The following is a 24867-nucleotide window of genomic DNA, read 5'->3' on the forward strand; positions in this document are numbered from 1 at the left end:
ATCCAAATGCTCAAGGGGTCGCTTACCCGAAATACTCAGGATCGGAAATTATTCTGCATCTACCGCAATTACATTTCCTGTCATCGAAGGGTGGCGGCCACACACATAGGGCATTAATTCGGCGGCAAGTGCCGGCGTCAAGGTGAACTGGATCACAAAATCCTCTACCTGAAAATCGACATCGGGATCAGACTCGAAGCGACCTTCTGTAGCTTCATCCTCGGAAAGCAGGATTTCCGCATTTTGTCGCCCGAGCAGACGAAAGGGATGTGGAGCACCAGCTCCATTGATCACGGTATATCGTCCTCCGATCACCAGTGAAAGGTCAGCGTTCTCCTCTTCTAATTCCGCCGTGATGCCCTCCCCTTCGATGGCTGTGAACAGATAGGCTCTTGCGCCTACATTACCTAAGGTAAGGGTTCCCATTAATTGTACTTCTTCAGGTTCTTCTATAATAGGTGTTTCCTCCTCGGTTTGATAACAAGCAGTTACCAAAAGATAGAGAAAAAAGAAAAGACTAAAACGAATAAAGACTTGCATAGCGTTAAATTATTTATTTACACGCATATACGTAGCAAATCAGAACTTTGGACTTTTAGCTGCAGACAGAAAAAAAATCCAAACAAACTATTATTTAAATTAAAAAACGCCAAAAAAAAGAACTGCCTCCAATGGAGACAGTTCAACCCAGCACTATGAAGAAAAGCTTTAAAAGCCTTATGCTAATTAAACTGAAAGTGAGTTGAAAAGGTTTTTACACGGACTATTTTTTTTTCAAGCATTGCCGTTTTCCCTACCTGAATCACCAAATAACATAAAAAAAAAGGAAGAAATAATAGCAGATTAGAAGGTGAATTCAAAGACTTAACTGCTACAGTCTTGAAAAGAGCACTTTTCAACAAATTTTTCTCTAAGGCGATATTTTTTTAGATAAAAAAGCCGAAGAGATCCTTTTTACGGAGCATCTCTTCGGCTTTTTTCTACGACACCTGCTTGCCACCTACTGCGGCACGCTTATGACAGTGATCGGCTTGTTAAAAGCGGAACTCGTAACCCGCCGTGATGAAGCGTGGAAGTCCCATACGGATACCTTCCGGCCTTCTAGAGGCGATAAAGCGCTCATTCGTAAGGTTTTTAATGGTTAGATTAAAACGAGAATTCCACTTTTTCACCTCATACATCAGGGTAGCATCGATGGTGGTAAAGGCAGGCATTAGGCCCACGCGCCCATCGAAACGTGGCTCGATAGTATTCACTTGATCCGTAAACTGCTCTCCTACATGGTTTAAGGTAAGGCGTCCGCCAAAGCCCATTTCTGTCTCGATCGTAAGTGCTGTATTCAGTAGCCACTCTGGCGCATAAGGGGTGCGCAGACCTTTTACGTTTACGTCATTAATGATTCTATCTTCGCTAAAGACAGAATTAACATACGTAATATTCGCATCATAGAATAAATTCACCTTTTCCCAGTTAAACAGGCGAGAAAGCTCTAGGTTGATCATCGCCTCCACCCCTTCATGCAGCGTTCTCCCTGCATTCACTACACCGAAACCAGCTCCACCGAGGGACTGAGCCACGGGTATTATCTGATTACTGAAATCCATACGGAAGCCCGCTAGCTCCACAAACAACCAGGGGAACAACTGGCTGCGAATCCCCAATTCGATGTTCACGGAAGACTCTGCATCTAAATCTAGCGGCTCACCCTCTCCTGTAATGGCATCTTGGAGACGAGGAGGCCCAAAACCTCTATGCACCCCACCGAAAACATTTACATTATTCACGGGACGGTAATTAAAACCTGCGCCTGGGATAAATTCACTAACCACATTAGTGGCCACTAAGACAGTGTCGCGCACCACCCCACCAAAAGGCCTTCTCAAGATATCGCGCTCTGCCACATAATTTTCATAGCGTAAACCTACGTTGACATCAAGCTTGGAAGTAATTTCCGTCGTGTTTTGAAAATACGCACTAAAGGCATGGCCTGTACGGATTTCATCTTCACGCAACTCCCCACTTCGAACTCCAGCACGCGTGCCATTTACGCGCTGAACGAATCCACGCTCATAATGCAGACGAATGCCTGTAATCAATTCATTTTTTACATTAAATAGGTCATGATCAAGCTCTAACCTAGGCTCGATGCCCGCTACTTCATAAGACCTGTCCCGATTTCCTGTTCCATCGCGCATAAAAATAGCACCTCCTGGCACATTCAGATCCCCCCAGAATTCACCTGTCCAATCTGCAGGCGCTGTATTGGTCGCGTTTACAGCAAAGTCCTGACGGCTCCAATTACGCGTCGTCGTGTAGCCATAGGCGATCGTTCGCAAGCGGGCACGATCACTAAGTCGGTACTTGTGCGAAAGACTCATGCTCAGACGCCTAACTTCTAATAAATCATCTGGAGCCAGGGCATCGAAATCATTCTCCCCACGCTCAAACATCAGTTGATTCATTCCGATGTAGGTCGCATTCGATGTTTCATCGTAAATGCCTATTTTCATGCCCAGCTCAGAGCGATCGTTAAGGTCAAATAAAAATTTAGCATTCAGGTCGGTTAGTCCAAAACTGGTGGGCCCCAAATTTTCGGCGCTTCTTCTCAGTAGGCTGACATGATACCCTGTATTTCCGACCGTATTCCCATAGTTGAAAAGACCGGAGAAAAAGCCACCTTGACCACCCTGTATATTCACGCGTCCCTGTGCAGACTCTGGCGGGTTAGCTGTGATAAAGTTTACCACACCACCCACGGTACGAGGACCATAGAGAATCTGACCAGAGCCCTTTAAGATTTCCATACCTTCCATTCGGTCTACAGGAGGCGTATAATACATCTCCGGCTCGCCATAAGGGTTTAAGGCTACAGGCACCCCGTCTTCTAAGATTAAAATAGAACGACTCATGTTTGGGTCTAAACCGCGTATCCCCATGCTGAGGCGCATGCCTGTCAGTTCATCCTCCACCACATTCACCCCCGGCGTTCTACGTAAAGCTTCTGCGATGCTAATCGGATTTACGAAATTTAGCTCACGCTTATCGATATAATTCACCGACCCTGGAGTCTTGGAGAAAAGACGGTCTTTCGCAGAGATGATGGTGAACTCAGGCATGTTTACGCCCATTTCACTAAAGATCAGTTCTAATTCCTGAATTTGGCCATTCACCACGTTCACTTCGCGGGTGATGGATCGGTAACCCACTGCTGAAACCTTGATTTCGTAGGTCCCGTTCGGCAGATTCGCAAGCGAAAAATTACCGTCTATATCCGCCACAGCCCCTTTAATGGTCCCAAGTACTTGGATATTCGCAAAGGGTACCGGGGTACCATCCTTACCGCGAATAACGCCTCGTAACACCTCTTCCTTTTCATTTTCCTTATCGGTTTTCGTATCGGAAAAAACGGAAGATGCCGACGTTTCAACTCCCAAAAGCAGCACCGCCACACCTACTAACAATAATTTTCTAGTTAGTCCTGTACGCATCTTGTAGTCTTAATTAGATTTAGTATTAATAACAATGCAAAGGTATATCCTATTTAAACTTAATCCAAATAAGAGGCAGAAATAAATGTATGGATAAATAAAAAGACTTTACCCTGGTGTTAGGGAGCGGAGAGGCCGTGAAAGAGGGAAGAAAAACAAAAGCTTTTCACCTCGGGATAAAAAGCTGGAAAAAAAGCGTTTATTTTGTAGTGTGCAAGTCGGCCTGTCGCCGTCTTTTTCGAAAGAGGGAGGAAAGTCCGGGCAACATAGAGCGCCATGCTTCCTAACGGGAAGGGGCTTGGGGCGAAAGGCCCAAGTCACAGCCAGTGCCACAGAAAAGATACCGCCGGAAGAGGAAACTTCTCCGGTAAGGGTGAAAAGGTGGAGTAAGTGCCCACCGCCGTGTAGGTGACTGCACGGGCAAGGTAAACCTCATGGGTTGAAAGGTCAAATAGGCTTCGGGTGAAGGGCTGCTCGTCCGTTTTACTCTGGTAAATAACCGAAGTGGGTAGACCGATAGAGGCATTTCGTGAGAAATGTCCTAGATAAATGACAGGCACTTTTCGCTGAAAAGTACAGAACCCGGCTTATAGACTTGCACACTTTTTGTTCCTTTAACACACTATATGGCAAAACTACTGATTATCGACGATGAGCGGGTGATTCGCTCCACCCTACGCGAAATTTTAGAATACGAAAACTACCAGATTTCCGAAGCCCAAGATGGCCAGGAAGGACTTAAAAAAATCTTGGAAGAAGACTTTGACCTGGTACTTTGTGACATCAAAATGCCGAAGATGGATGGCATAGAGGTCCTCGATGCAGTAGCGAAACTGGAAAAGCAGCCCCAGTTCATCATGATTTCGGCGCATGGCACGATCGAAACGGCCGTGGAAGCGACCAAAAAAGGGGCTTTCGACTTCATCCCTAAGCCACCTGACCTGAACCGACTACTGCTCACCGTTCGCAATGCCCTCGATAAAAAAACACTTGTCACAGAAACGAAAGTGCTCAAGAAAAAGCTTTCGAAGAAATTCGATATGATCGGCGAAAGTGCAGCTATCGTAGAAGTGAAAGAAACCATCGAAAAGGTAGCCCCGACAGAAGCACGCGTCCTCATTAATGGCCCGAACGGCACTGGAAAGGAACTCGTAGCCCACTGGTTGCACCAAAAAAGTGCACGCAGCGCCGCTCCTTTTATTGCGGTCAACTGTGCGGCTATCCCCTCTGAGTTAATCGAAAGTGAACTTTTCGGTCATGAAAAAGGGGCCTTCACCTCAGCCAACAAACAGCGACAAGGGAAATTCGAGCAAGCTAATGGCGGCACCTTATTCCTGGACGAAATCGGTGACATGAGCTTATCCGCACAGGCGAAAGTACTCCGCGCCCTACAAGAACACAAAATCACCCGCGTAGGGGGAGATAAAGACATAAAAGTAGATGTACGCGTGTTAGCGGCCACCAACAAAGACCTACGGAAAGAAATTCAAGAGGGAAACTTCAGAGAAGACTTATACCATAGACTCAGTGTCATCGTCATCCAGGTCCCTGCCCTGAAGGACCGCAAAGAAGATATCCCGCTGCTGGTAGATAAGTTTCTAGCAGACGTGGCAGCAGAACAGGGGGCACCTAAAAAATCTATACAGCCTGCGGCTTTAAAGACGCTACAAGGATTCGAATGGACAGGAAACATCCGAGAACTGCGAAATGTGGTCGAGAGATTAGTCATTCTCGGCCAAAAAGAAATAACGGAAGAAGATATCAAGAAGTATGCGGGTTATTAAATCCGCATACGCTTATCCCTTCACATCCGCGGGCTGCTCTACCGGCGCCTTCGCGTAGGCAGGACAAGGCTTGGTACTGACACAAGAACTAAAGGCCAATAAACCCGCGGCCAAAACGGCGATGAAAAGCTTTTTCATGAAATTGTATTTTTTGTGCCTAAATATCGAGGATTTCGGGGATATAGCCAAACTAATTGACCATTAAATTGCAGCCCCGCACATCACTATGATCATAACGCCCCAAAACCTCTAATGTTCCATCCGGACGTAAACGACCTAGATCCTGCGTCTCAATAAAAGCACAAGAGTGAAAATTAGCAAGGTCTATCACATTTATCCCTCCTTGGCTGCGCGCAGCTGGAGAAAGCGGGTCGTGTACATCCCGGAGCAGTACACGCAAGGTTTTTGGCAACTGATACACCCCATCACCGAAAGAATAGGCCTGAGAAAGGAGCTCGGTCATCCCATATTCGGAGTGAATATGGGGCACCCCGAAAGCAGGCCTTAACAGCGCATGCACCTCCTCCCGAATCATCTCCCGACGCCGGCCCTTCATACCTCCTGTTTCCATCACGATTAACTCCGGAAACTCAGGTAGTGGAATTCCCGACTCTACTAAGTCTAAAAGCGCAAAGGTCACTCCTAATAAGAGCACTTTACGTTCCCTTTGCTGCGCCAGCAGCGCCAGCTTCTCCCGCAGCGCATCGTGGTCATAAAGATAAAAACCACTATGTTCCGAGGCACTCGCCCTAATAAAATCCGCCGCCATGGCCACTAGCGAAGAGCCCTCCCGCTCTAAATATGCCGGCAGAAGCGCCAGGATATGGTAGTTTTCCAGCGGCCCATAGTGCTCTTGAAAAAGATTACGCGCATGGCGCAAATAAAACGCTTCGGACCAGACATGATGCCGACTGGTGATGGCCCCTGTAGTTCCAGAGGAGGTGTAGCAGGCTTGCATGCGGGAAAGATCACCTGAGACTACGGCATGTTGCTTGAAAAACTGAATGGGCAGAAAAGGAATCTCTTCCACACGTTGTACATGCTCCGGTCTAATCCTGCGCGCATGCAGATAAGCAGCGTAAATCGGGTTATGTACCGCCTGAAAATGAAATATTTCTAAAGCCTTCGAATCAAAGTCGATACTTTTTGCGTTAAGAATATGTTCGGAAAAACTTTCGAATTCGATCATCCTTTTCTAATTTGTAATGTCCTGCTACAAAGTGTACCTTGCAGCTCCATCCGCCGCAGCGCAGGCTGACAGGACAAAGATAAACGATCTAACGCTTAGGCTAAAATATGCATACCCATGAATTGTAAAAACACACTGGTTAGCGCTGGCTTGGGACTCCTCGGAATGGTGGCCTGTGTGACACCGCCCACGAATTTCCCCAGTGTTCCGGAAATTGAGTTCAACTCCCTAGAGTTCGTCGAAACGCCCGGCCAAGACTCGCTCATCGTGGCTGTGGACTTTCGAGATGCAGAGGGTGACTTAGGCCTGAACGCCACCGAAATCCAGCCCCCCTTTCAGGAACTGACCTTTAGAAGAGATCAAGGAGGTAATCTGATTACCTTTCGCAATCGACCAGCAAATGCTCCGCCATTTAACCCGATCGACTGGCGTATAAATCCGATCGTAAACAATCAAGAAGTACGTGATACCATTTGGGTCGAACCGAATCCGAATCACAACAATATCTTCGTACGGTTTTTTATCAAGCGTAATGGGGTTTTCCAGGAGTTTCGCTGGGAGGATCCCCCCTTCTTTACAAGCTTTAATGGGCGCTTTCCGCGCATCTTGTCCGGAAATAACAGCCAAGCGGTGGAAGGCACCATCGCCTATGCCATGATCAGTAGCGGCTGGAATAACATTTTCCGAAACGACACTATCCGCGTAGAGGTCCGTATCCAGGACCGTCAGTTGAATTCCTCTGCTTGGGTAAGCAGTCCGGAGGTGACCCTCCAAGGGATCCGCCGTCGATAAGTCACCGGTCAGTTTTTTTTTTTGGCCGAAAGGCCAGTGCTTGCCTGCAGCAAAAAACATACTTGACCACTAGATTACCTTCATCTAGCGAACTTTTACAAACAAAGGGGAGACACCTGTAGCGGCATCTCCCCTTTTTATGTGTCTATAATTTTTAGAAGTCTATAATTTTTACTTAAATCATCGGGTAACGCTTCGGATCCGCTTCGTGCATCAACAAATAAATGCGCTCCACTACATCCTCCACGGAAGGCTTGGAGAAATAATCTCCATCTGAAGAATACGCTGGACGATGCGCCTGTGCATGAATGGTCACGGGCTCAGCGTCTAGGTGATAGTAGGCCTTTTGGCCCTCGATGACCTGCTGCAGCATAAAGGCCGAAGCCCCTCCTGGCATGTCCTCGTCGGCGAAAACGGCGCGATTCGTCTTGGCGATAGACTTGCCTACCACACCTGTAGTGTCGAAAGGCAGTAGGGTCTGCACATCGACCACCTCTACCTCGATGTCCATTTCTGCCAGCAGCTCAGCCGCATCGAGTACCACGCGGCACATGGAGCCATAGGTAGCCACTGTCACATCTGTGCCCGTGCGGATCACCTCTGGAAGACCAAGTTGTACCTTATAGCTGCCGATGTTTTCTGGCATACGCTCTTTTAAGCGGTAACCATTGAGACACTCGATAACCAGTGCTGGCTCATCTGCCTCCATTAAGGTATTATACATCCCGGCGGCCTGGGTCATATCGCGTGGCACGCAGAGTAGCATGCCCCGAAGGGAATGTAACAACATACCGATCGGAGAACCTGCATGCCAAACCCCCTCTAAGCGATGGCCACGCGTGCGGACGATAAGGGGTGCTTTCTGCCCACCCTTTGTGCGGTATTGCAAGCACGCCAAGTCATCCGATAAGGTCATCAGCGCATAATGGATATAGTCTAGGTATTGGATTTCCGCCATGGGACGCAGTCCACGAAGCGCAGCCCCGATGCCCTGCCCGATGATCGTACACTCCCGAATACTGGTATCCGACACCCGATTTTCACCGTACTTGGCCTGCAAGCCGGCAAAGGCCTGGTTTACATCACCGATCTTGCCCACATCCTCTCCGAAAGCGAAAAAGCGTGGGTCGCGCGCTAAAATCTGGTCGAAGCAAGCCTGTAGAACCTCTCTTCCGTCTACCAGAGGAGCATCCTCGGCGAAACGAAGGGGTTCCGGCTTTACCTTCGCCGTACTGTAAGGCGACTGACTGTAGAGGTGACTGTTGTACCTGTCGGCATTACGCTCCTGCATGCGTTTATACCAGGTTTGCAGCTCCGCTTTAGCAGGAAAATCTACTCCGCGCAGCTCCCAAAGCGCCCTACGTACCGTGGTCACCACGTCCTTGCGAATCGGATTCATGGTCTTCTTGAGGTCATCCGCCATCTGGCTGAGCGTACCCTGTGCCGCACCCGCCTCTGCAGCTATTCGCTGCAAAAGAGCCACTGCCTCCTCTAATTCCTCTTTTATAGAAGAGCTGAAGGCTTTCCACGCCGCCTCCTTCTCTAGTTTCACTTTATCCTTGGCGGCTTTATCGATCGCATCGAGTTCCTCCTGCTCCGCGATGCCCTCCTGCAGGAGGTACTGGGCGAACTGGGCGATGCAGTCAAATTCCTTTTCCCACTCTAGGCGCTCTTTCGACTTGTAGCGTTCATGGGAACCCGAAGTCGAATGTCCCTGAGGCTGCGTCATCTCCACCACGTGCACCAGACAAGGCACATGTGACTCACGTGCGATTTTAGAAGCACGTGCATACGTATCGATTAAGGCAGGATAATCCCATCCACGGACTTTAAAAATCTCAAAACCTGGCTGCTCATCCGTACGCTGTAAGCCCGCCAAAGCCTCAGAAATAGAACCTTTCGTGGTATGGTGTTCACTCCCCACCGAAATGCCATAGGCATCATCCCAGACGGAAATCACCATCGGCACCTGCAAGACACCTGCGGCATTTAAAGCCTCAAAGAACATCCCTTCAGAAGTACTTGCATTCCCGATCGTCCCCCAGGCAACCTCATTCCCCCCATCCGTGAACTGGGTCATTTTCTGCAGCTCCTCCGAAGAGCGGTAAAGCTTGGAGGCATAGGCTAATCCTAATAGCTTCGGCATCTGTCCCGCAGTAGGGGAAATATCCGCCGTAGAATTATGTATCTCCATCAGGTTTTTCCAGTTGCCTTGCTCATCTAAGGAACGCGTCGCAAAATGCCCGTTCATCAGACGTCCCGCAGAGGCCGGATCTGCCTGCACATCGGTATGCGCATACAGCTGCGCGAAATACTGGCGAATCGTGAGCTCGCCTACGGCAAACATAAAGGTCTGGTCCCGATAGTAACCGGCACGGAAGTCCCCTTTACGAAAAAACTGCGCCATGGCCAGCTGCGCTAACTCTTTCCCATCACCGAAAATCCCGAACTTGGCCTTCCCCATAAAGACCTCCTTCCTCCCCGTAAGAGAAGCATGACGACTCTCCGATGCGAGCCTGAAATCTTCTAAAAGTTGCGCCTTCGTTCTGCTAATGCCGTTTTTTTGCTTCGTTGATGCTGCCACTTGTGTCATATTTAGTAATCCTTAAAGCTATTTTGGGTTCTAATGCCTAAGCACTGTAATTCCAAAAATAAAACTTTTTCACAATTTTACAAACCCACTAATGTAAATATTTTTCAGTTTTTTCGAAAATTTATTTTGAAGACCCCGCTAAAAAACGTATAGCTCCAAATTAAATTCTTTAAAAAACCCTTTTGCCACTCTTTTTAAAATATAGCTACCCTAATTCCCCAAACAAGCCCCTCCTTCGAAAGCTATACACCTCGCCAAATATTTTTAAGCTTAAAGCAGCGATTTAAAATTATATTCAGATAAACGCCTTTAAATCAAATATAATTTCAAAATTAAGCATTTTTCTTATGCGTATCAAAATATTTGACTTGAAATGAAGCCCTTTTCGTCCCAAGCTGTATATTTGCCGCTATAATCCCAAATTCAGATAATCATGATAATAGGTGTTCCAAAGGAGATTAAAAACAACGAAAACCGGGTAGCACTTACCCCTGCTGGAGCGAAAGAGCTGGTAAAACGCGGACATACCGTCTACGTACAGCATACAGCTGGCGAAGGAAGTGGCTTTTCCGATGACCTCTACACCGAAGCCGGTGCAGCGATCCTTCCAACCATAGAAGACGTCTATGGAATAGCGGAAATGATCATTAAAGTAAAAGAGCCCATCGAGCCCGAATACGCACTTATAAAAGAAGACCAACTCATCTTCACCTATTTTCACTTTGCTTCACACGAGCCACTTACGCGCGCCATGGTGGAAAGCAAAGCCGTCTGCCTCGCCTACGAAACGGTAGAAAAGCCAGACCGTAGCCTCCCGCTTCTGGTGCCTATGTCGGAAGTAGCTGGACGTATGGCCATCCAAAAAGGCGCTAACTACCTCGAAAAACCCCTCGGCGGACGTGGCATCCTCCTCGGCGGTGTTCCTGGCGTTCTCCCTGCGAAGGTCCTCATCCTCGGTGGTGGCATCGTGGGCACACAAGCGGCCTGGATGGCGGCAGGCCTCGGCGCTGATGTAACCATCATGGATGTATCCATCCCACGCATGAGATACCTCGACGATGTCATGCCTGCGAACGTAAAGACCATGATGTCGAATGAATATAACATCCGCGAGATGATCGTACATGCCGACCTTATCGTCGGTGCCGTACTTATCCCAGGCGCGAAAGCCCCTCACCTGATCACACGCGATATGCTAAAAATCATGAAGCCAGGTGCCGTACTTGTGGATGTAGCCGTGGATCAGGGTGGTTGTATCGAAACCTGTAAGCCGACCACCCACGAAAACCCTACCTTCATCATCGACGATGTGCTGCACTACTGCGTGGCGAACATGCCGGGTGCAGTGCCTTACACCTCTACCCTCGCCCTAACGAACGCTACGCTCCCGTATGCGATCCAGCTGGCAGAAAAAGGATGGAAGCGCGCAGCACAGGAGAATGCAGAACTGGTTCCAGGACTAAATGTAATCCATGGAGACATCGTCTATAAAGCCGTGGCCGAAGCCTTCGACATGGACTATGTGCCGGTAGAAAAATACCTCGCAGACTAAGTCTATTGCATTTCTTCTTTGCGCCTCCCGGCGCAAAGCTCCCACACGGGCACAGGCTAAGCCTAAAAGCCCTGTCACTACACCGTGACAGGGCTTTTTTCTGCTCCCTGCTGGAGCTAGTCCGAAGCTCTCCTTAATGCTTAATTACCTTACGGGCTCCCCTACTGCTGCTGCCCACGCAAGACCGCAGCCACTGGGTCTACCAGGGCCTTTGCCCAGCGGGCATACACCAGCGCACTGGGATGGAGCTTATCCGACACCAATGCGGGCACCTCTGCTCCTATCTGTCGATAGGTTTCTGTAATATCGGTAAAATGAACGCCCTTTTCGGCGCAAATGGCACGTTTCTGCGCATTATAGGCATCAATGGCTGCTGCCACCGCCTCAGCATCTACCGCGCGCTCTTCGGCGAAAGGAGTCACTCCCCAGTCCGGTATGGAGAGCACGAAAACGCGCTCCTGACGGCCACCCGCAAAAGCGATGGCCCGGTCCAGCAGCAGATCAAAATCCCGCGCATAGTCCTCCACCGCACGACCGCGATACTGATTGTTGACCCCAATTAAAAGCGTCACCAAGGAATAGGTCTGCCCCGCGATTTCGGCCTCATCGATGCCCGCGCTAAGCTCATCCGTGGTCCAGCCTGTGCGCGCGATGATCAGAGGTGCTGCCAGCTTAATTTTTTCCACCGACAGCAAGGCGCGAAGCTGCTCTGGATACGTATCCATAGGGCCTACACCCTCGCCGATAGTATAGGAATCCCCTAAAGCCAAATAAGATAAAGAATCGCTCTGCATACGTGTGGATTGTGTGGTTTTACAGGCAGAAAGACTGGCCAATAGCACAAGTCCCATCCACCCAAGGTGATGTAAACGGGTGAAAGACATCATAGAAATAAAGGGCTTGAAAGGGTTAAGGTTCCCCGATCGGCGTCGAGGGATGCCTCAGCTCCGAGGGGGATGAAAAACTGTTTGTTCACATGCCCGATCATGGCGCCCCGGTAGGCAGGCACCCCGAGGGGCAAAATATAATCGTCTAAAATTTCATCTAAAGTCAAACTTCCATAGCCACCACTCGGGTCGCAGGAGGTGCACTGCCCGAACACGAAACCACGGATCTGAGCCAGCGTACCGTTCAGCTTGAGCGTAGAAAACAGGCGGTCCAACTTATACGGATCCTCTCCGATTTCCTCTAAAAACAAGATGCTGCCACTAAAATCCGGATAGTAAGGCGTTCCTGAAAGGGCGGCCAGGACGGTGAGATTGCCGCCGAGCAACTTGCCCCGTGCCTGTCCCGGAACCAGGGTTTCGATGCGGTTTTGCTTCACGATCAGGTCATCGCCTGTCTGCTGCTCATTTTCCAGTATAATAGGGCCATCGGCTAGGAAAGTGCGTCGGAACTGCTCCACGTTAAAGGCATTCCAGCTACCCGTGGCATTCGGCCCATGAAAGCTCAGCTGCCCCGTCTGGCTATAAATGGCGCAGTGCAGCGCCGTAATGTCTGAGTAGCCGATCAGCGGCTTGGGGTTGGCCCGAATCAATGCATAATCGATATCGGCTAGCAGACGCGCCGCGCCCGAGCCACCACGCATGGCCATGATAGCCTTCACTTCGGGATCGGCATACAGGGCATGGAGGTCGGCCAACTTCTCCGCATCGGTGCCGGCGAGGTGCCCGCGACGTGCCTGCACATGCGTTCCCATCTTCACCCGAAAGCCGAGCGCCTCTAGGGTTTCCTGCGCGAGGACAAAATTCATCCGTGGGGTAGAGGCCGATGAGGGACTAATTAAGCCGATCGTATCTCCTGGTGCCAAGCGTGGCTGCAGCGGGGTAGAACTCCCACCCTGAAGACCATCCTTCAGGCTAGTCCCCATTAGCAGGGGCAGGCCTGCCAGGCCCAGTACACTCTTCTTTAAAAAAGTTCTTTTCTGCATATCCTGTCTGGTTGCTCAGCCATGAGGTCTCTTCGAGAAAAAGGCTTTGGCCCATGGCCAAAAAACCTCAGTGGCAGTGATAAAATTAATAATTATCTCGGATAAAGCGCAACACTTTTTCCATTTCTCGCCGCACCTCTGAGGCCGTCACCCTATAATTATTATGCATGAACGCGAACATGAGGTAGCGGTCCTGATTCGTGCGGATATAGCCCACCAGGGAATGATGATTGCTCACTGTCCCCGTTTTACCGATCACATAGGGCCGCGGACCGTTGTAGTTGAACTTCAGCGTGCCATTCACGCCGCCCTTCGGGAGCAGCTCCAGCACCTGCTGACGCGGCATCTGCTCCTCGATCTTCTGCAGCAGGGCGATCATACTGCGCGGCGTCACCAGATTATGCCGGGACAGCCCGCTACCGTCTACCCACTTGGGTGGGTCGGGCAGGTCCCAAAGAAAGGTCTTCGTGATGGCCGCGATGGCTTTTTCATCATCCAGCTCCCCGAAGAGTGCGTCCCCTATCATCAGCAGGAGCTGCTCGGCGAGAAAATTATCGCTCTCCTGTAAAATATCTTTCCATACCCGCTGCAGGTCGCCATGGCGCAGCACCTGGTGGCCTGCCGGCAAAGGGGCCTGGTTCAAGCGTACCTCCCGCTCGGTGATGGAGGCCAAAAGCCGCACGGTGAGTGAATCCGAGGTAATAAAGGGAAGCAGAGGGCCAGGATGATTGTACAGGCTCGGGTTATACACGAAACGATTGCGATGAAAATCACGCCGCACGTTCCGTATCGGCTCTGTGGTCGTCGCCATAAAGTCTTGGAAAACATTAAAGCGGGGCCGTGGTCGCTGGTTTTGGTTCAGGAAGGAGACCACGTTTCCGTAAACCGGCAGCGGGGAGCGCTCCGCCGAGTAGGCATATACATAGTCGTCCCATTGCCAGCCGTATCCGAAAGCCGTACTTTTCCAGTTGGCCGAGGAAAAATAAATCACGCGGTATTTTTTTAGTAAAGCATCGATCGGGGGCTGCGGCAGCGTGCCGTACTTCCAAACGGGTGAGCCTGTCCCCCAGATCTGCAGTGTTTCTGCGTCCAGCTCCTGATAGCGCAGGTGGGCGGGGGCCTCCTTCAGCGCCACCAGCGAGGCATAAAAGGTAAGCAGCTTGGTGGTAGAGGCGGGTAAAAAGTGCATGTGGCTATTTTTTTCGAAAATCAGGCGCATGCTATCCGGGTCGAAGAGCATAAATCCGCTCAGGTGATTGTCGAAAAAGGAGGTGGGGCCGAGCAGCTCATTCAGCTGCTGATAGCGGGTGAGTTGCTGACCGGAAAATTGCTGCGCGAGCAGCCCTGTCCCCTGCCAAAAAAGACTGGCAAGTGCCAGTAAAAACCATTTCCTCATCCTATTTCCCTCGCATTTTTAGGGCCAACAGCACCCAACCGACGATAAAGGCCACCCCGCCAAAAGGAGTGATGGCGCCTAAAAAGGGCAAGTTGAACACCGCCAACACATACAAAGAACCAGAAAAAATCAATATCCCCAGCAGAAAGGCGATGGCCACCCCCTTAAATGAGTGTTCTGGGCGGATAAGCGCGACTGCCCCCACCAGCAGCAGGGCTAAGGTATGGAAGAAATGATACAGCACAGCTGTCTCAAAGGTGGCTGTGCGGCCATTAGCGGCCAGCGTCTCAGCCAGCCCATGTGCTCCGAAGGCACCGACACCTACTGCCAGCGCACCCGAAAAAGCTGCGATTTGGAGAATGGTATTCCCTTGCATAGTGATGAATTAAACGGTTAAACAAGTTTAGGCGCGCGCGCCAAAAATAGCACTTCCGATGCGCACCATCGTGGAGCCCGCCTTTTGGGCGAGAAGATAATCTCCGCTCATGCCCATGCTCAGCGTCTCTAGCTGCACATGCTCCGGCAGGGACAGTGCCCTGCAGTGGTCAAAAAGTCGCTTAAGTCCTTCAAATTCCCGACTTACCTGCGTCTCATCGTCCGTGAACGTGGCCATGCCCATCAGACCGCATACCCGCACGTGGCGATAAGCCGCCAGCTCTTCACTCAGCAGCGCCTCCTCTAGCTCCTCGGCATCAAAGCCAAACTTACTGTCTTCTTCGGCGATATGCACCTGCAGCAGCACCTGCAGCACACGGTCTGCCTTCGCCCCCTGCTTTTCGATCTCCCGCAGCAGCCGCATCGAGTCTACCCCATGAATCAGGTGCACCGTATCTGTGAGATATTTGACCTTATTCCGCTGCAGATGCCCGATCATGTGCCAGCGAATATCTGGGGGCAATTGTGGCGCTTTCTCCATTAACTCCTGCACTTTATTCTCCCCGAAATCCCGAATGCCGGCTGCATATGCTTCCTGTATGGCTTCCACTGGCTTGGTTTTCGAAACCGCCACTAGGGTACAATCTGGATGTAGAAAAGAATTTTTAAGGTTGGAAAGGTTTTCTTTGATGCTCATTCTTATAATTTTGGAATTCGAACAGCTACTACACACAAAGATATGGCGATATTAGGGACATTACTAAAAAAAGGCATTCGTTTACGCGATTCACTGGTGCAGGAATACACAAATCCGGCAGATCTGCAGGCGCAGGAGCTTCAGAAACTGCTTTTGCGCGCGCGCAAGACGGCCTTCGGCCAAAGGTATGGCTTCCTCCCTATTCTAAAAAAATTTCGCCAAAACGAGCAGGAGGCCTTAGCGCTATTCCGCCAGCAGGTGCCGATGCACGACTACGAAAGCCTCTATGCCGGCTGGTGGCAGCGGCAGCAGGCGGGAGAAAAAAACATCACCTGGCCTGGCCGCACCCGCTATTTTGCACTCAGCAGCGGCACTTCCGGCGCGAGCTCTAAGTATATCCCCATTACCAGCGCCATGGTGAAGGCTATCCGCAAGGGCGGCATCCGGCAGATGCTCAGCCTCTCGAAATACGAGCTGCCTGACAGCCTCTTCACGAAGGGAATCCTGATGCTCGGAGGCAGCACCGACCTGGAATTTAACGGCACCTATTTCTCCGGCGACCTAAGTGGCATTACCGCTGGCAGACTGCCCATCTGGTTTCAGCGCTTTTACAAGCCTGGAAAAACGATCTCCCGCCAGAAAAACTGGGGGGAGAAGCTAGATCAAATCGTCGAAATGGCGCCCAAGTGGGACATCGGCATCATCGTCGGGGTGCCTGCATGGCTGCAGATCCTGATGGAAAAAATCATCCAGCACTACCAAGTAAACCATATCCACGACATCTGGCCCAATCTACAAATCTTCGTGCATGGCGGAGTTTCTTTTAGCCCTTATAAAAAAAGTTTCGAAAAGCTCCTCGGCAGGCCGCTGATTTACATGGAAACCTACCTGGCCTCTGAGGGATTTTTGGCCTTTCAGGCCAAACCGTTCGCCCCGAGCATGCGCCTGCTTTTAAATAATGGTATTTATTACGAATTTATCCCTTTCGACCAGAAAAATTTCGATGCCGACGGTCAGCTCCTGCCCGAAGCAGAGGCGCTTACCCTTCAGGAGGTGGAGCCCGGCAAGCCCTACGCACTTTTGATTAGCACCTGTGCAGGTGCCTGGAGGTACCTGATCGGAGATGTGATCGCATTCGACCAGGTGAAAGAGGCAGAAATCCGTATAGTGGGCCGCACCAAGCATTTTCTTTCCCTTTGTGGGGAGCATCTGTCGGTGGACAACATGAACCAGGGGATCCGGGCGCTGGAAGAAAAACTGGACCTCCACATCCGTGAATTTACAGTTATCGGGAAGCCTGAGGGCAATCTTTTCGCCCATCACTGGTACATCGGCAGTAGCGATACGGTGGATGAGCAACAGGTCGCGGAGACCTTAGATGCGGCACTTAAAGCTTGTAACGATGACTATGCTGTAGAGCGAGCCCATGCGCTGAAAGCGATATATGTACATATCCTTCCCCCTGAAATCTTCTATGCTCACATGCGGGCGCAGGGCAAAGAAGGGGGACAAAATAAATTTCCACGTGTCTTAAAAGGAGAGAAGGCCAGCGCCTGGGAGGCATTTATCCAAGGAACGAAATGATCCAGTCCTTACAGGAAGGGCTCCTCATGGGCCTGGTGCTCTCCTCCATGATCGGCCCCGTATTTTTCACCTTGCTGCAGAGCAGCCTAACGAAAGGCTTCCGCTATGCCGCCCTAGTGGCTACGGGCATTTTGCTTTCCGATTTAATCTATGTCCTGACCACCTACTGGGGGGTCTCCCGCCTACAAGAAAACCCTTATCTGGAGGTGGGCCTGGGTTATGGAGGAGCCCTTGTCCTGCTGGGCTTTGCGCTGAGCGCCTGGTGGAAAAAAAGCTCCCCTCGACCGAATAGTGGTGGACTACTACCTAGAAGCAGCAGTAAAAAAAGTGCTTTGCTGAAAGGCTTCGGGGTAAATGGCATTAATCCCTTTGTACTCCTTTTTTGGTTGTCCATCGCAGGATTCCTGCATCTAAAAGACAAAAGCCCACTAGATACTACCGCCTACTACAGTGCCATCCTAGGCACCGTTTTTAGCATCGACCTGCTGAAAGCCTTTGCGGCCAAACGGCTGAGCCCCTTCCTGAATGAGGCGCGCATGCTGCTGCTCAATAAGGCCGTGGCCATCGGGATGCTGGGCTTTGCGCTGCGCCTCTTCTGGTTCGCTTACCAGAAACAGGGGCTGCTGGAGATTACGCCCTGAGGGGCAAAATTAGCTGCATGCTTCCCTACACTGCCAACAAATCCATCGACCAGCCTGTTATATCCACATGCACACCCTATTCCCTACCCCCACTTGGCTAACGGGCCTCCTGCTTGTCTCCCTCCTCTTTTTTGGCAGCCTGCCTCTCTGCTTGGCGCAATCCCCTGAACAGACAGACCTAATCCAATCCATCGACCTGAAAAGACAGCGCTACAATAAACAAGGCATGCTCATCCTGGGGAGCTGGGCCATCGGTAATATGGCATGGGGGGCAAGCCAGCTCGGCAGTACCAGCGGTCGCGTGCGCGGCTTCCATGAAATGAATATCGGGTGGAATGCCGTTAACCTAGCCATCGCGGGTGTGGGATACTACAGCGCCACGCGTGCCTCAGATGGGGGGAGCTTGCTGCTGTCGCTGCAGGAGCAGCATAGCATAGAAAAGGTGTTGTTAGTAAATGCTGCCCTCGACGTGGGTTACATGGTAGGAGGGCTTTACCTCATCGAGCGAGGTCAGCGGCGGGAACAGCCACGCCTGCAGGGATGGGGGCAGTCGGTGATGCTGCAGGGTGCCTTTCTCTTTAGCTTTGATTTGATCAAGTACTTCTTTCATCGGGCAAATACCCAGGCCCTCTATCCCTTACTCGAAAAGGTCCAAGTAGGCGGCGGACAAGTAGGCTTTCTTTGGGAATTTTAAAGTCCCCATTTTTCTCCCTACGCGCGTGGATACGTGTCAGGAGGGCACACCTAAACGAAAAAGAGCGGGCTACCTCATCAGGCTGCCCGCTCCTATTTTTTTGCTTAGCCGCTTAACGCGTCATCACATTGGTGATAATCGCAATACGCTCGATCGGTTCGGTAGCATTTGAATAGATGCGGACCGTTGCTTTTTGCGCACCGCGCTTCCCTGTGGAATCGAAAACTACTTTCATTTCACCAGTTTTACCCGGTAGAATCGGCTCTTTCGGCCACTGAGGGGTCGTGCAGCCACAGGAAGCCGCCACGTTCGAAATGACTAGCGGCTGTTTACCTGTGTTTTCGAAAGTAAAAACGTGCGTCACTTTCTCGCCGTGTTTGATATCGCCATAGTCTACCTCTTTTTCTTTAAAGGTGATGACAGCACCATCGGCCTGAGCATGCGCCTCAGCTAACAGTAAAAAGAGGGCAGCCACTGAAAATAAAAGATACTTTTTCATGATAGGAAATATATGGGTAATTTAATGTTGTGCAAATCTCTCACCCAAGTAACGAAGCCAGTCTCAAATAAGTTTCTATGCCTGCTTTCTTACGGCTCCGAAGAGGGGCTTCCGCCGAAAAATTCCGGTTTGAAATTCACGAAATACAACTCTTTTCTTGCCCGCGTGATGGCTGTATATAGCCAGCGGATAAACTCACGGTCCACGCCGGTCTCAGGGAGGAAGCCTTGATCCACGAAAACGGCGTCCCACTGCCCGCCCTGCGCTTTATGGCAGGTAAGGGTATAGGCGAATTTCACCTGTAACGCATTTAGGAAGGGATCCTTACGGATCAAGTCTCTGCGTTCTACTTTTGAGGCCACATCCATATAGTCTTCGGCCACTGCCTTATACAGGGCGCGATAGGCATCGGGTTCCAGGCTCGGCGCATGGCTAGCCAAGACATCGAGCAGCACCTTTGCTTCGAAATAAGGCTCTTCGGGATAATCTACAAGACGAAGTTCCAATGTAGCAAAACGCAAGCCATACTGCGTCTCAAAGCCGCGAATTTTCATGACCTCTACGAAATCCCCATTTGCCAGGAAATTAACCTGATCGGAATCGGCCATATACATATAGTTGTTTTTCACGATCATCAAGAAGTCACCCGCTTCGATTTCTTCTTCAAAGAAGTGGATAACCCGACGGATATAGCCGTTATACTGTACAGCAGCGCGGTTCGAGCGTGTGATGATAATGGTCTGCTCCACGCCATACTTTTCATACGCATAGCGCAGGCCATCTTCGAGCCGCTGCCCTGTCATGCGAAAACAGTCGGGGAATCCTTTGGTCACGAAGCGAACTTCTGGATGCGGTAGGGGTAAAAGCTGGCGCAGTGCAGTGGCATTCCACAGGATCCCCGAAGCTTCTGCCTGCCGCTTCACCTCGGTGAGCAGCACCTCCTCCACAGGCAGGCGAAAATGCGTACGCAGATAGTCTGCATCCAGCCCGGGACTTTCAGTGCTCCCCACGGGAGGGAGCTGGGCCGTGTCTCCCACGAAAAGGAGTTGGTTCCCCTCCCCGTCTTGTACAAATTCAATCAGATCTCGAAGTAGATTACCTGCTGCGGCGCTGAGCTGATCTCCGAGCATGGAAGCCTCATCGACGATGAAGAGCGTGTTTTTGTAGTAATTGCGCTGCAGCAGAAAAAAACCTTCCCCTGGCGTATTTTCTTCTACGGGCCTATAAATGATTTTATGGATGGTAAAGGCGGAGCGCCCGCTGTAGTTGCCCATCACCTTGGCGGCTCTTCCTGTCGGTGCCAGCAGCAAGGCCCGCATGTTGATTTTCGGCAACACGCGCACGAGTGCCGCGAGCACACTGGTCTTCCCCGTTCCTGCAAAACCCTTTAGGATAAAGAGCGCAAAGGGAGTTTGGCGCAGCGCCGCACCTTCTAAAAAAGCCGCTATCTGACGGAAGAAGTCTTCCTGCCCCGCCGTGGGCGCAAAAGGAAACTGCCGAAGCAGATGGGGAAGAAGTGCAACTTTTACCGGGTTCCGAGGGTTTTCCTCCATGAAAAGGGAAAATTTTTAGGGCGATTCAACAAAAGATGTCAAATATACAGAATGAAATCGATAAGACCTTCGGGCATCGGCTGCGTACACGCGTAAATGGGGTCCTAATCGAGGAAGGCAAGGTCCTTATGCTCTGTCACCGAATGGGGTCGGAGCGGCTGTTTTGGAATGTACCTGGCGGAGGGATGGAGTTCGGGAGTAGTGCCCGTGAAAACCTGCGCCGCGAATTTTGGGAGGAAACAGGCTTGAAAGTCCGTGTGGGAGCTTTTTTAGGCGTACATGAATACCTTGAGCCCCCACTCCATGCGGTAGAGCTCTTCTTCCAGGTGGAGCGTGTGGCGGGGGAGCCCCTGCTGGGCAAAGACCCTGAGATGCCTGAAAACGAGCAATTACTGGAGGAATTACGGTTTATGGATGCGAAAACAATCGCTGCTTTACCACAGGACGCCGTACATCAGTTATTTTGGGGAATAAAAACGGTGAATGATGTGCTAAAATGGAAAGGTTATTTTAAATTTGAAAAATAATACCTAAAATAGCACCTTAATTGAAACCATCAACCTTTGTTTACCTCATAAATTTAATTTGAAATGAACGTAACACGTATTGTATCCCTTGTAGCGCTGCTGATTTCCTTTGGATTAGGATATCTTCTATACAAGTCTGTGGATGACGTAATGCAAGAAGAGAAGCGTATCGCAAGTACAGAGGCCCGCATCATCGAAAAACTTCAGATGCTTCGTGATGCTCAAGTGGCGTATTATGCTACCAATAATGAGTACGCAGACAACTGGGAAGACCTGCGCGCATTCATCGAGTCAGGTGAAATTTGGTTGGTACAGCGCATCGAGGAGACGAAACTACTGGAATACGGAAAAGAAGAGACCACGGTAACGTTCGACACCTTAGGGTCTGTGAAAGTAATCGACTCCTTATTTAATGAGCGTCGTTACCCGAACTTTAACTTACAAGCACTAAATGTAGTGCCAGGCTCTGGTGGCCAGACTTTCGAGTTTTTCGCAGATAAAATCGAAAGAAGTAACCGTGAGATCGGGGTATTCGAAATTCGTGATCCAGATCCGATCAACCCAAAAAGAAGAGCAAATAATAAAGAAAATGCACTGCGTGTAGGTTCACGCACAGACACTTCTACATCAGGTAACTGGGAGTAAGCTTAACGCAAAGACGTGAAGAAATTATTTCAATCCTATAGTCATGACGAACGGGAAAACATAGCGTTTTCCCGTTTGCATTTAGTGCTATTTCCGCAAGAGGCGCTCGTGCTTTACTTCACGACGCATGGGCTGGTCTGTGGCGTAGAAAAATACGCTATCACGACACAAGAGGTGTTCTTGCAGGAGTTCGCCTCTAGCTTTCCCGATCACGATAAGCTGCGTCTTCGCCTCTTTTATCATGGCGCAGATTTCACTCTGGTCCCTGCGCACTTAGCAGGTGCGGAAGGAAACAAAACCTTCTTAGAAGCCACCTGTGGCCCTCAGGAGAAGTGTATCATACGCGCTGATCGCATTTCTTCTTGGTCGCTCCAACTCCTCTACAGCTTGCCCCAAGAGCTAGTGGCTGCTGTACCCAAACAGTGGGATGTGGAATTTTGGCACGGTGCTTTTAGTGGGCTACACTACACGGGAGAAGAAAGACGCAAGATGTTAAAAGAAGAGCTTGTCCTGATCAGTTATCCCGGATTTATCTACATCGCGGCCTTCGGCAACCAGCGGCTTTTAAGCTTCAACAGGTATGCAATCAGTAGTTGGACGGAGATCACACAGTACGCATTAGGTGTGGCCGAACATCTGAACTTCGACCGCTTCATGTGCCGCTGTTCGTTTATCGGCAACAGGCAAGCGCTAAGCATCGATCAAAACTGGGGAGCGCAATACTTTAAAAATTTCATTATCGATCCGATCAAGCCAAGCCTCCGCTTGCATCCGGACATGCAGCTAGACATGCTCATGTTACCGCTGGAAGGTCTAATCAAACATTAAACCCAATACTACCTCATGAAGAAAATAGCGCTATTTCCGGGATCCTTTGATCCTTTTACCATGGGCCATCACGACATCGTCATGCGCAGTCTGCAACTGTTTGATGCCATCATCATCGGGATTGGGTATAATTCAGCTAAAAAAAACCGCTACTTTGATGTGGAGCTGATGGTAGAAAAGATCTCTAGTGTTTACAAAGATGACCCCCGTGTGCGCGTCATCGTGTATAATGAACTCACCTCTACCCTAGCGAAAAGTGAGGGCGCACGCTTTATCATTCGAGGCCTGCGGAATACGACGGATTTCGAGTATGAAAACACGATAAGTCAAATGAATCGCTACCTCAATGCAGAGCTCGAAACGGTCTTTCTTATCACTTCTCCAGAGTTTTCCCCCATTAGTTCGACGATCATCCGGGAGGTGCACCGTTACGGAGGAAATGTGAAGGACTATTTGCCATACAGCTTATAAAGGCGTCCCTCCCCCTTCTTTTATCGCGTGGCTTCCTGCTCTTTTTTCACGTACATCTGGTAGAGGTATCGCATAGAGGGATAGGAATTAATGAGCGCCAGCTTCGCCTCCTCATGATTTTTCCAGGCGATGGCCTCGATGCCTTCCTCTTTTTGGGGAGCCATATGCTGATCGTCTAAGCACTCCATCTCAAACCAGTAGGTCTTTTTTAAGATGTTTTTACGGTTTTGGGTATAGGTATGCCAGGTCTTCAATATGAGTGGCCCAGCCTTTACGCGGACAGCACATTCCTCTTCCACTTCACGGATGGCACATTGTACTGGTCTTTCTCCCTTTTCAAATTTGCCTTTTGGCAAATCCCATTTTCCGAGTCGATGGATAAAGAGGAGATCCTCTCCTTTGCGGACGAGTCCGCCGGCCGCTTCTATGGTTAGGAATCGACTTTTAACGAACTTTTTCAACGCGGTTTTGTCCGACCACGCTAGGGTGATGCGATCTAATTTAGTGAGTTTTCGCGTGCGCAAGCGCTGCAAGAGGGATATGATGCAGGTTTGGGAGGGGTGTAAAATCAGCACATCGTCTTCAAGCAGCACTTGATCCACGCGCAGATTTACTCCTTCGTATACGTGATCGAAATGTTCGCGCTGTTCTACATCCGTGACCGCCAGCAGGTCCAGCGGCTTATCATTTACAAAAATTCGCATAGTCGCAAAGGTAACACCTTCAAAAATGCATAAAAAAAATAGGCGCTGCAATTTCCAATGGATAAAATGTTAATTTTGAATCATGAAAATTTTAGACAGAGAAGTAGCCTCGCGCGTTGCTGGGGCACTTTTATCCATCGAAGCGATACGCTTACAGCCAAAAAATCCCTTTACCTGGGCATCGGGTTGGAAGGCTCCTATATACTGCGACAACAGGCGAGCGCTTTCTTTTCCCAAGATCCGCAGCTATATCAAAGAACAGCTGGTTCAGGCTGCCAAAACTTTTCAAGGGGTGGAGGCCATCGCGGGGGTCGCTACAGCGGGCATCCCACAGGGAGCACTGGTAGCCGATGCGCTAGGCTTGCCTTTCATCTACGTACGGGCGAAGCCCAAAGGCCACGGCATGGGCAATAGTATCGAGGGTAAAATTTCCCCGGGCCAGCGGGTCCTAGTTGTAGAGGACTTAGTGAGCACAGGCGGGAGTTCTTTGAAGGCGGTTCAGGATTTAAGAGCGGCTGGATTTGAGGTGATGGGGATGCTTGCCATTTTCACCTATGGCTTTGAGCTGGCACGGCAGAACTTTGAAACCGCGGAAGTATCCTTACTCTGCTTATCCGATTATGCCCACTTACTTCCTAAGGCCTTAGCAGATGATTATATCGATGAGGAGGCGCTGGCCTCACTAGTCGAATGGCGAAAAAACCCAGAAACCTGGGGCACTCCAGAAGCGGATTTTCCTATTTAGAAGCGTTCAATTCTTCTTTCGACAGCAAGTGAGCGCACTGCATTTTCGACATGAGGAGGGCCGTTTTATGCTTCAGTCAGGCACGCAGCTGCTTACGGAATTTGAGGTTCGGGATCACTTAGGAAATGTGCGTCAGGTATTACGTTCTCCTGAGACACAGACGTGGATGGCTACCTTAGA

General features: G+C 50.1%; 24 protein-coding genes and 1 other RNA gene. 12 read left to right on the forward strand and 13 right to left on the reverse strand.

All coding sequences use genetic code 11. From position 1 onward, the window contains the following. Nucleotides 1–48: 48 nt before the first annotated feature. Both ACXIT9_RS03725 and ACXIT9_RS03730 read right to left on the reverse strand, forming a co-directional pair. Nucleotides 49–540, reverse strand: a complete 492-nt coding sequence (locus ACXIT9_RS03725) for a hypothetical protein (protein WP_458054906.1) — start codon at nt 538–540, stop codon at nt 49–51. A gap of 494 nt (nt 541–1034) precedes the next feature. After that, entirely contained in the window at nt 1035–3488 is a 2454-nt protein-coding gene (locus ACXIT9_RS03730; protein WP_458054907.1) for a TonB-dependent receptor domain-containing protein, read from the reverse strand. A gap of 210 nt (nt 3489–3698) precedes the next feature. Here ACXIT9_RS03730 and rnpB point away from each other — a divergent pair. Both rnpB and ACXIT9_RS03740 read left to right on the forward strand, forming a co-directional pair. Then, an RNA gene (rnpB, locus tag ACXIT9_RS03735) (RNase P RNA component class A) lies at nt 3699–4094 on the forward strand. A gap of 20 nt (nt 4095–4114) precedes the next feature. Next, nucleotides 4115–5272 (forward strand): sigma-54-dependent transcriptional regulator, encoded by a 1158-nt coding sequence (locus ACXIT9_RS03740; RefSeq protein ID WP_458054908.1) that lies wholly within the window; start codon nt 4115–4117, stop codon nt 5270–5272. Nucleotides 5273–5284: 12 nt separating this feature from the next. On the opposite strand, the gene ACXIT9_RS03745 is transcribed toward ACXIT9_RS03740, so the two are convergent. Next, nucleotides 5285–5410, reverse strand: a complete 126-nt coding sequence (locus tag ACXIT9_RS03745; protein ID WP_458054909.1) for a hypothetical protein — start codon at nt 5408–5410, stop codon at nt 5285–5287. A 52-nt stretch (nt 5411–5462) separates the two neighbouring features. Then, on the reverse strand, nt 5463–6461 hold the full coding sequence (locus ACXIT9_RS03750; protein WP_458054910.1) for an acyl transferase: 999 nt from the start codon (nt 6459–6461) through the stop codon (nt 5463–5465). Between the two features lie 117 nt (nt 6462–6578). On the opposite strand from ACXIT9_RS03750, the gene ACXIT9_RS03755 reads away from it, so the two are divergent. Continuing rightward, nucleotides 6579–7253, forward strand: coding sequence for a hypothetical protein (locus ACXIT9_RS03755; RefSeq protein WP_458054911.1), 675 nt, complete (start codon nt 6579–6581; stop codon nt 7251–7253). 175 nt (nt 7254–7428) lie between these two features. Here the strand turns inward: ACXIT9_RS03755 and ACXIT9_RS03760 are convergent, their stop codons facing one another. Further along, nucleotides 7429–9846, reverse strand: coding sequence for an alpha-ketoacid dehydrogenase subunit alpha/beta (locus ACXIT9_RS03760; RefSeq protein WP_458054912.1), 2418 nt, complete (start codon nt 9844–9846; stop codon nt 7429–7431). A 433-nt stretch (nt 9847–10279) separates the two neighbouring features. Here ACXIT9_RS03760 and ald point away from each other — a divergent pair, with 433 nt between their 5' ends. Then, a complete protein-coding gene (gene ald / locus ACXIT9_RS03765) occupies nt 10280–11398 on the forward strand; it encodes an alanine dehydrogenase (RefSeq protein ID WP_458054913.1) in 1119 nt (372 codons plus the stop codon). A 161-nt stretch (nt 11399–11559) separates the two neighbouring features. Here the strand turns inward: ald and ACXIT9_RS03770 are convergent, their stop codons facing one another. The 5 genes from ACXIT9_RS03770 to ACXIT9_RS03790 form a co-directional block, all read right to left on the reverse strand. Continuing rightward, nucleotides 11560–12285, reverse strand: coding sequence for an SGNH/GDSL hydrolase family protein (locus ACXIT9_RS03770; RefSeq protein ID WP_458054914.1), 726 nt, complete (start codon nt 12283–12285; stop codon nt 11560–11562). Beyond that, nucleotides 12282–13328, reverse strand: a complete 1047-nt coding sequence (locus ACXIT9_RS03775) for a S66 peptidase family protein (RefSeq protein WP_458054915.1) — start codon at nt 13326–13328, stop codon at nt 12282–12284. Before ACXIT9_RS03775 ends, ACXIT9_RS03770 begins: the two co-directional genes overlap by 4 nt. 85 nt (nt 13329–13413) lie before the next feature. Further along, complete coding sequence (locus tag ACXIT9_RS03780) at nt 13414–14724, reverse strand: D-alanyl-D-alanine carboxypeptidase (protein ID WP_458054916.1); 1311 nt, start codon at nt 14722–14724, stop codon at nt 13414–13416. A gap of 1 nt (nt 14725) precedes the next feature. Next, entirely contained in the window at nt 14726–15100 is a 375-nt protein-coding gene (locus tag ACXIT9_RS03785) for a DUF423 domain-containing protein (protein WP_458054917.1), read from the reverse strand. Between the two features lie 27 nt (nt 15101–15127). Then, nucleotides 15128–15796, reverse strand: a complete 669-nt coding sequence (locus ACXIT9_RS03790) for a YggS family pyridoxal phosphate-dependent enzyme (protein WP_458054918.1) — start codon at nt 15794–15796, stop codon at nt 15128–15130. A 42-nt stretch (nt 15797–15838) separates the two neighbouring features. On the opposite strand from ACXIT9_RS03790, the gene ACXIT9_RS03795 reads away from it, so the two are divergent. From ACXIT9_RS03795 to ACXIT9_RS03805, 3 genes are all read left to right on the forward strand, one after another. Further along, nucleotides 15839–17380: a GH3 family domain-containing protein gene (locus tag ACXIT9_RS03795; protein WP_458054919.1), complete on the forward strand. Its 1542-nt coding sequence runs from the start codon at nt 15839–15841 to the stop codon at nt 17378–17380. After that, the gene (locus ACXIT9_RS03800) at nt 17377–18021 is read left to right on the forward strand and encodes a LysE family translocator (protein WP_458054920.1); all 645 of its coding nucleotides are present in this window, start codon (nt 17377–17379) and stop codon (nt 18019–18021) included. The genes ACXIT9_RS03795 and ACXIT9_RS03800 overlap by 4 nt, the downstream gene beginning before the upstream one ends. 67 nt (nt 18022–18088) lie before the next feature. Continuing rightward, on the forward strand, nt 18089–18715 hold the full coding sequence (locus ACXIT9_RS03805) for a DUF6992 family protein (RefSeq protein WP_458054921.1): 627 nt from the start codon (nt 18089–18091) through the stop codon (nt 18713–18715). A 112-nt stretch (nt 18716–18827) separates the two neighbouring features. On the opposite strand, the gene ACXIT9_RS03810 is transcribed toward ACXIT9_RS03805, so the two are convergent. Continuing rightward, nucleotides 18828–19214: a DUF1573 domain-containing protein gene (locus ACXIT9_RS03810; protein WP_458054922.1), complete on the reverse strand. Its 387-nt coding sequence runs from the start codon at nt 19212–19214 to the stop codon at nt 18828–18830. An 89-nt stretch (nt 19215–19303) separates the two neighbouring features. Next, the gene (locus ACXIT9_RS03815; RefSeq protein WP_458054923.1) at nt 19304–20767 is read right to left on the reverse strand and encodes an ATP-dependent DNA helicase; all 1464 of its coding nucleotides are present in this window, start codon (nt 20765–20767) and stop codon (nt 19304–19306) included. A 35-nt stretch (nt 20768–20802) separates the two neighbouring features. On the opposite strand from ACXIT9_RS03815, the gene ACXIT9_RS03820 reads away from it, so the two are divergent. From ACXIT9_RS03820 to coaD, 4 genes are all read left to right on the forward strand, one after another. Next, nucleotides 20803–21294 (forward strand): NUDIX domain-containing protein, encoded by a 492-nt coding sequence (locus ACXIT9_RS03820; protein WP_458054924.1) that lies wholly within the window; start codon nt 20803–20805, stop codon nt 21292–21294. Nucleotides 21295–21357: 63 nt separating this feature from the next. Further along, nucleotides 21358–21939 carry a hypothetical protein gene (locus tag ACXIT9_RS03825; RefSeq protein ID WP_458054925.1) on the forward strand — a complete coding sequence of 194 codons (582 nt, stop codon included), beginning with the start codon at nt 21358–21360 and terminating at the stop codon, nt 21937–21939. Nucleotides 21940–22023: 84 nt separating this feature from the next. Continuing rightward, complete coding sequence (locus ACXIT9_RS03830; RefSeq protein ID WP_458054930.1) at nt 22024–22767, forward strand: DUF3822 family protein; 744 nt, start codon at nt 22024–22026, stop codon at nt 22765–22767. Between the two features lie 15 nt (nt 22768–22782). Next, nucleotides 22783–23238, forward strand: coding sequence for a pantetheine-phosphate adenylyltransferase (gene coaD, locus ACXIT9_RS03835; RefSeq protein WP_458054926.1), 456 nt, complete (start codon nt 22783–22785; stop codon nt 23236–23238). Nucleotides 23239–23258: 20 nt separating this feature from the next. Here the strand turns inward: coaD and ACXIT9_RS03840 are convergent, their stop codons facing one another. Further along, nucleotides 23259–23942 carry an NUDIX domain-containing protein gene (locus tag ACXIT9_RS03840; protein WP_458054927.1) on the reverse strand — a complete coding sequence of 228 codons (684 nt, stop codon included), beginning with the start codon at nt 23940–23942 and terminating at the stop codon, nt 23259–23261. Between the two features lie 82 nt (nt 23943–24024). Here ACXIT9_RS03840 and pyrE point away from each other — a divergent pair, with 82 nt between their 5' ends. Continuing rightward, nucleotides 24025–24687, forward strand: a complete 663-nt coding sequence (gene pyrE / locus ACXIT9_RS03845; protein WP_458054928.1) for an orotate phosphoribosyltransferase — start codon at nt 24025–24027, stop codon at nt 24685–24687. Nucleotides 24688–24867 lie beyond the last annotated feature (180 nt).

The organism is Nitritalea sp., from assembly GCF_054166705.1.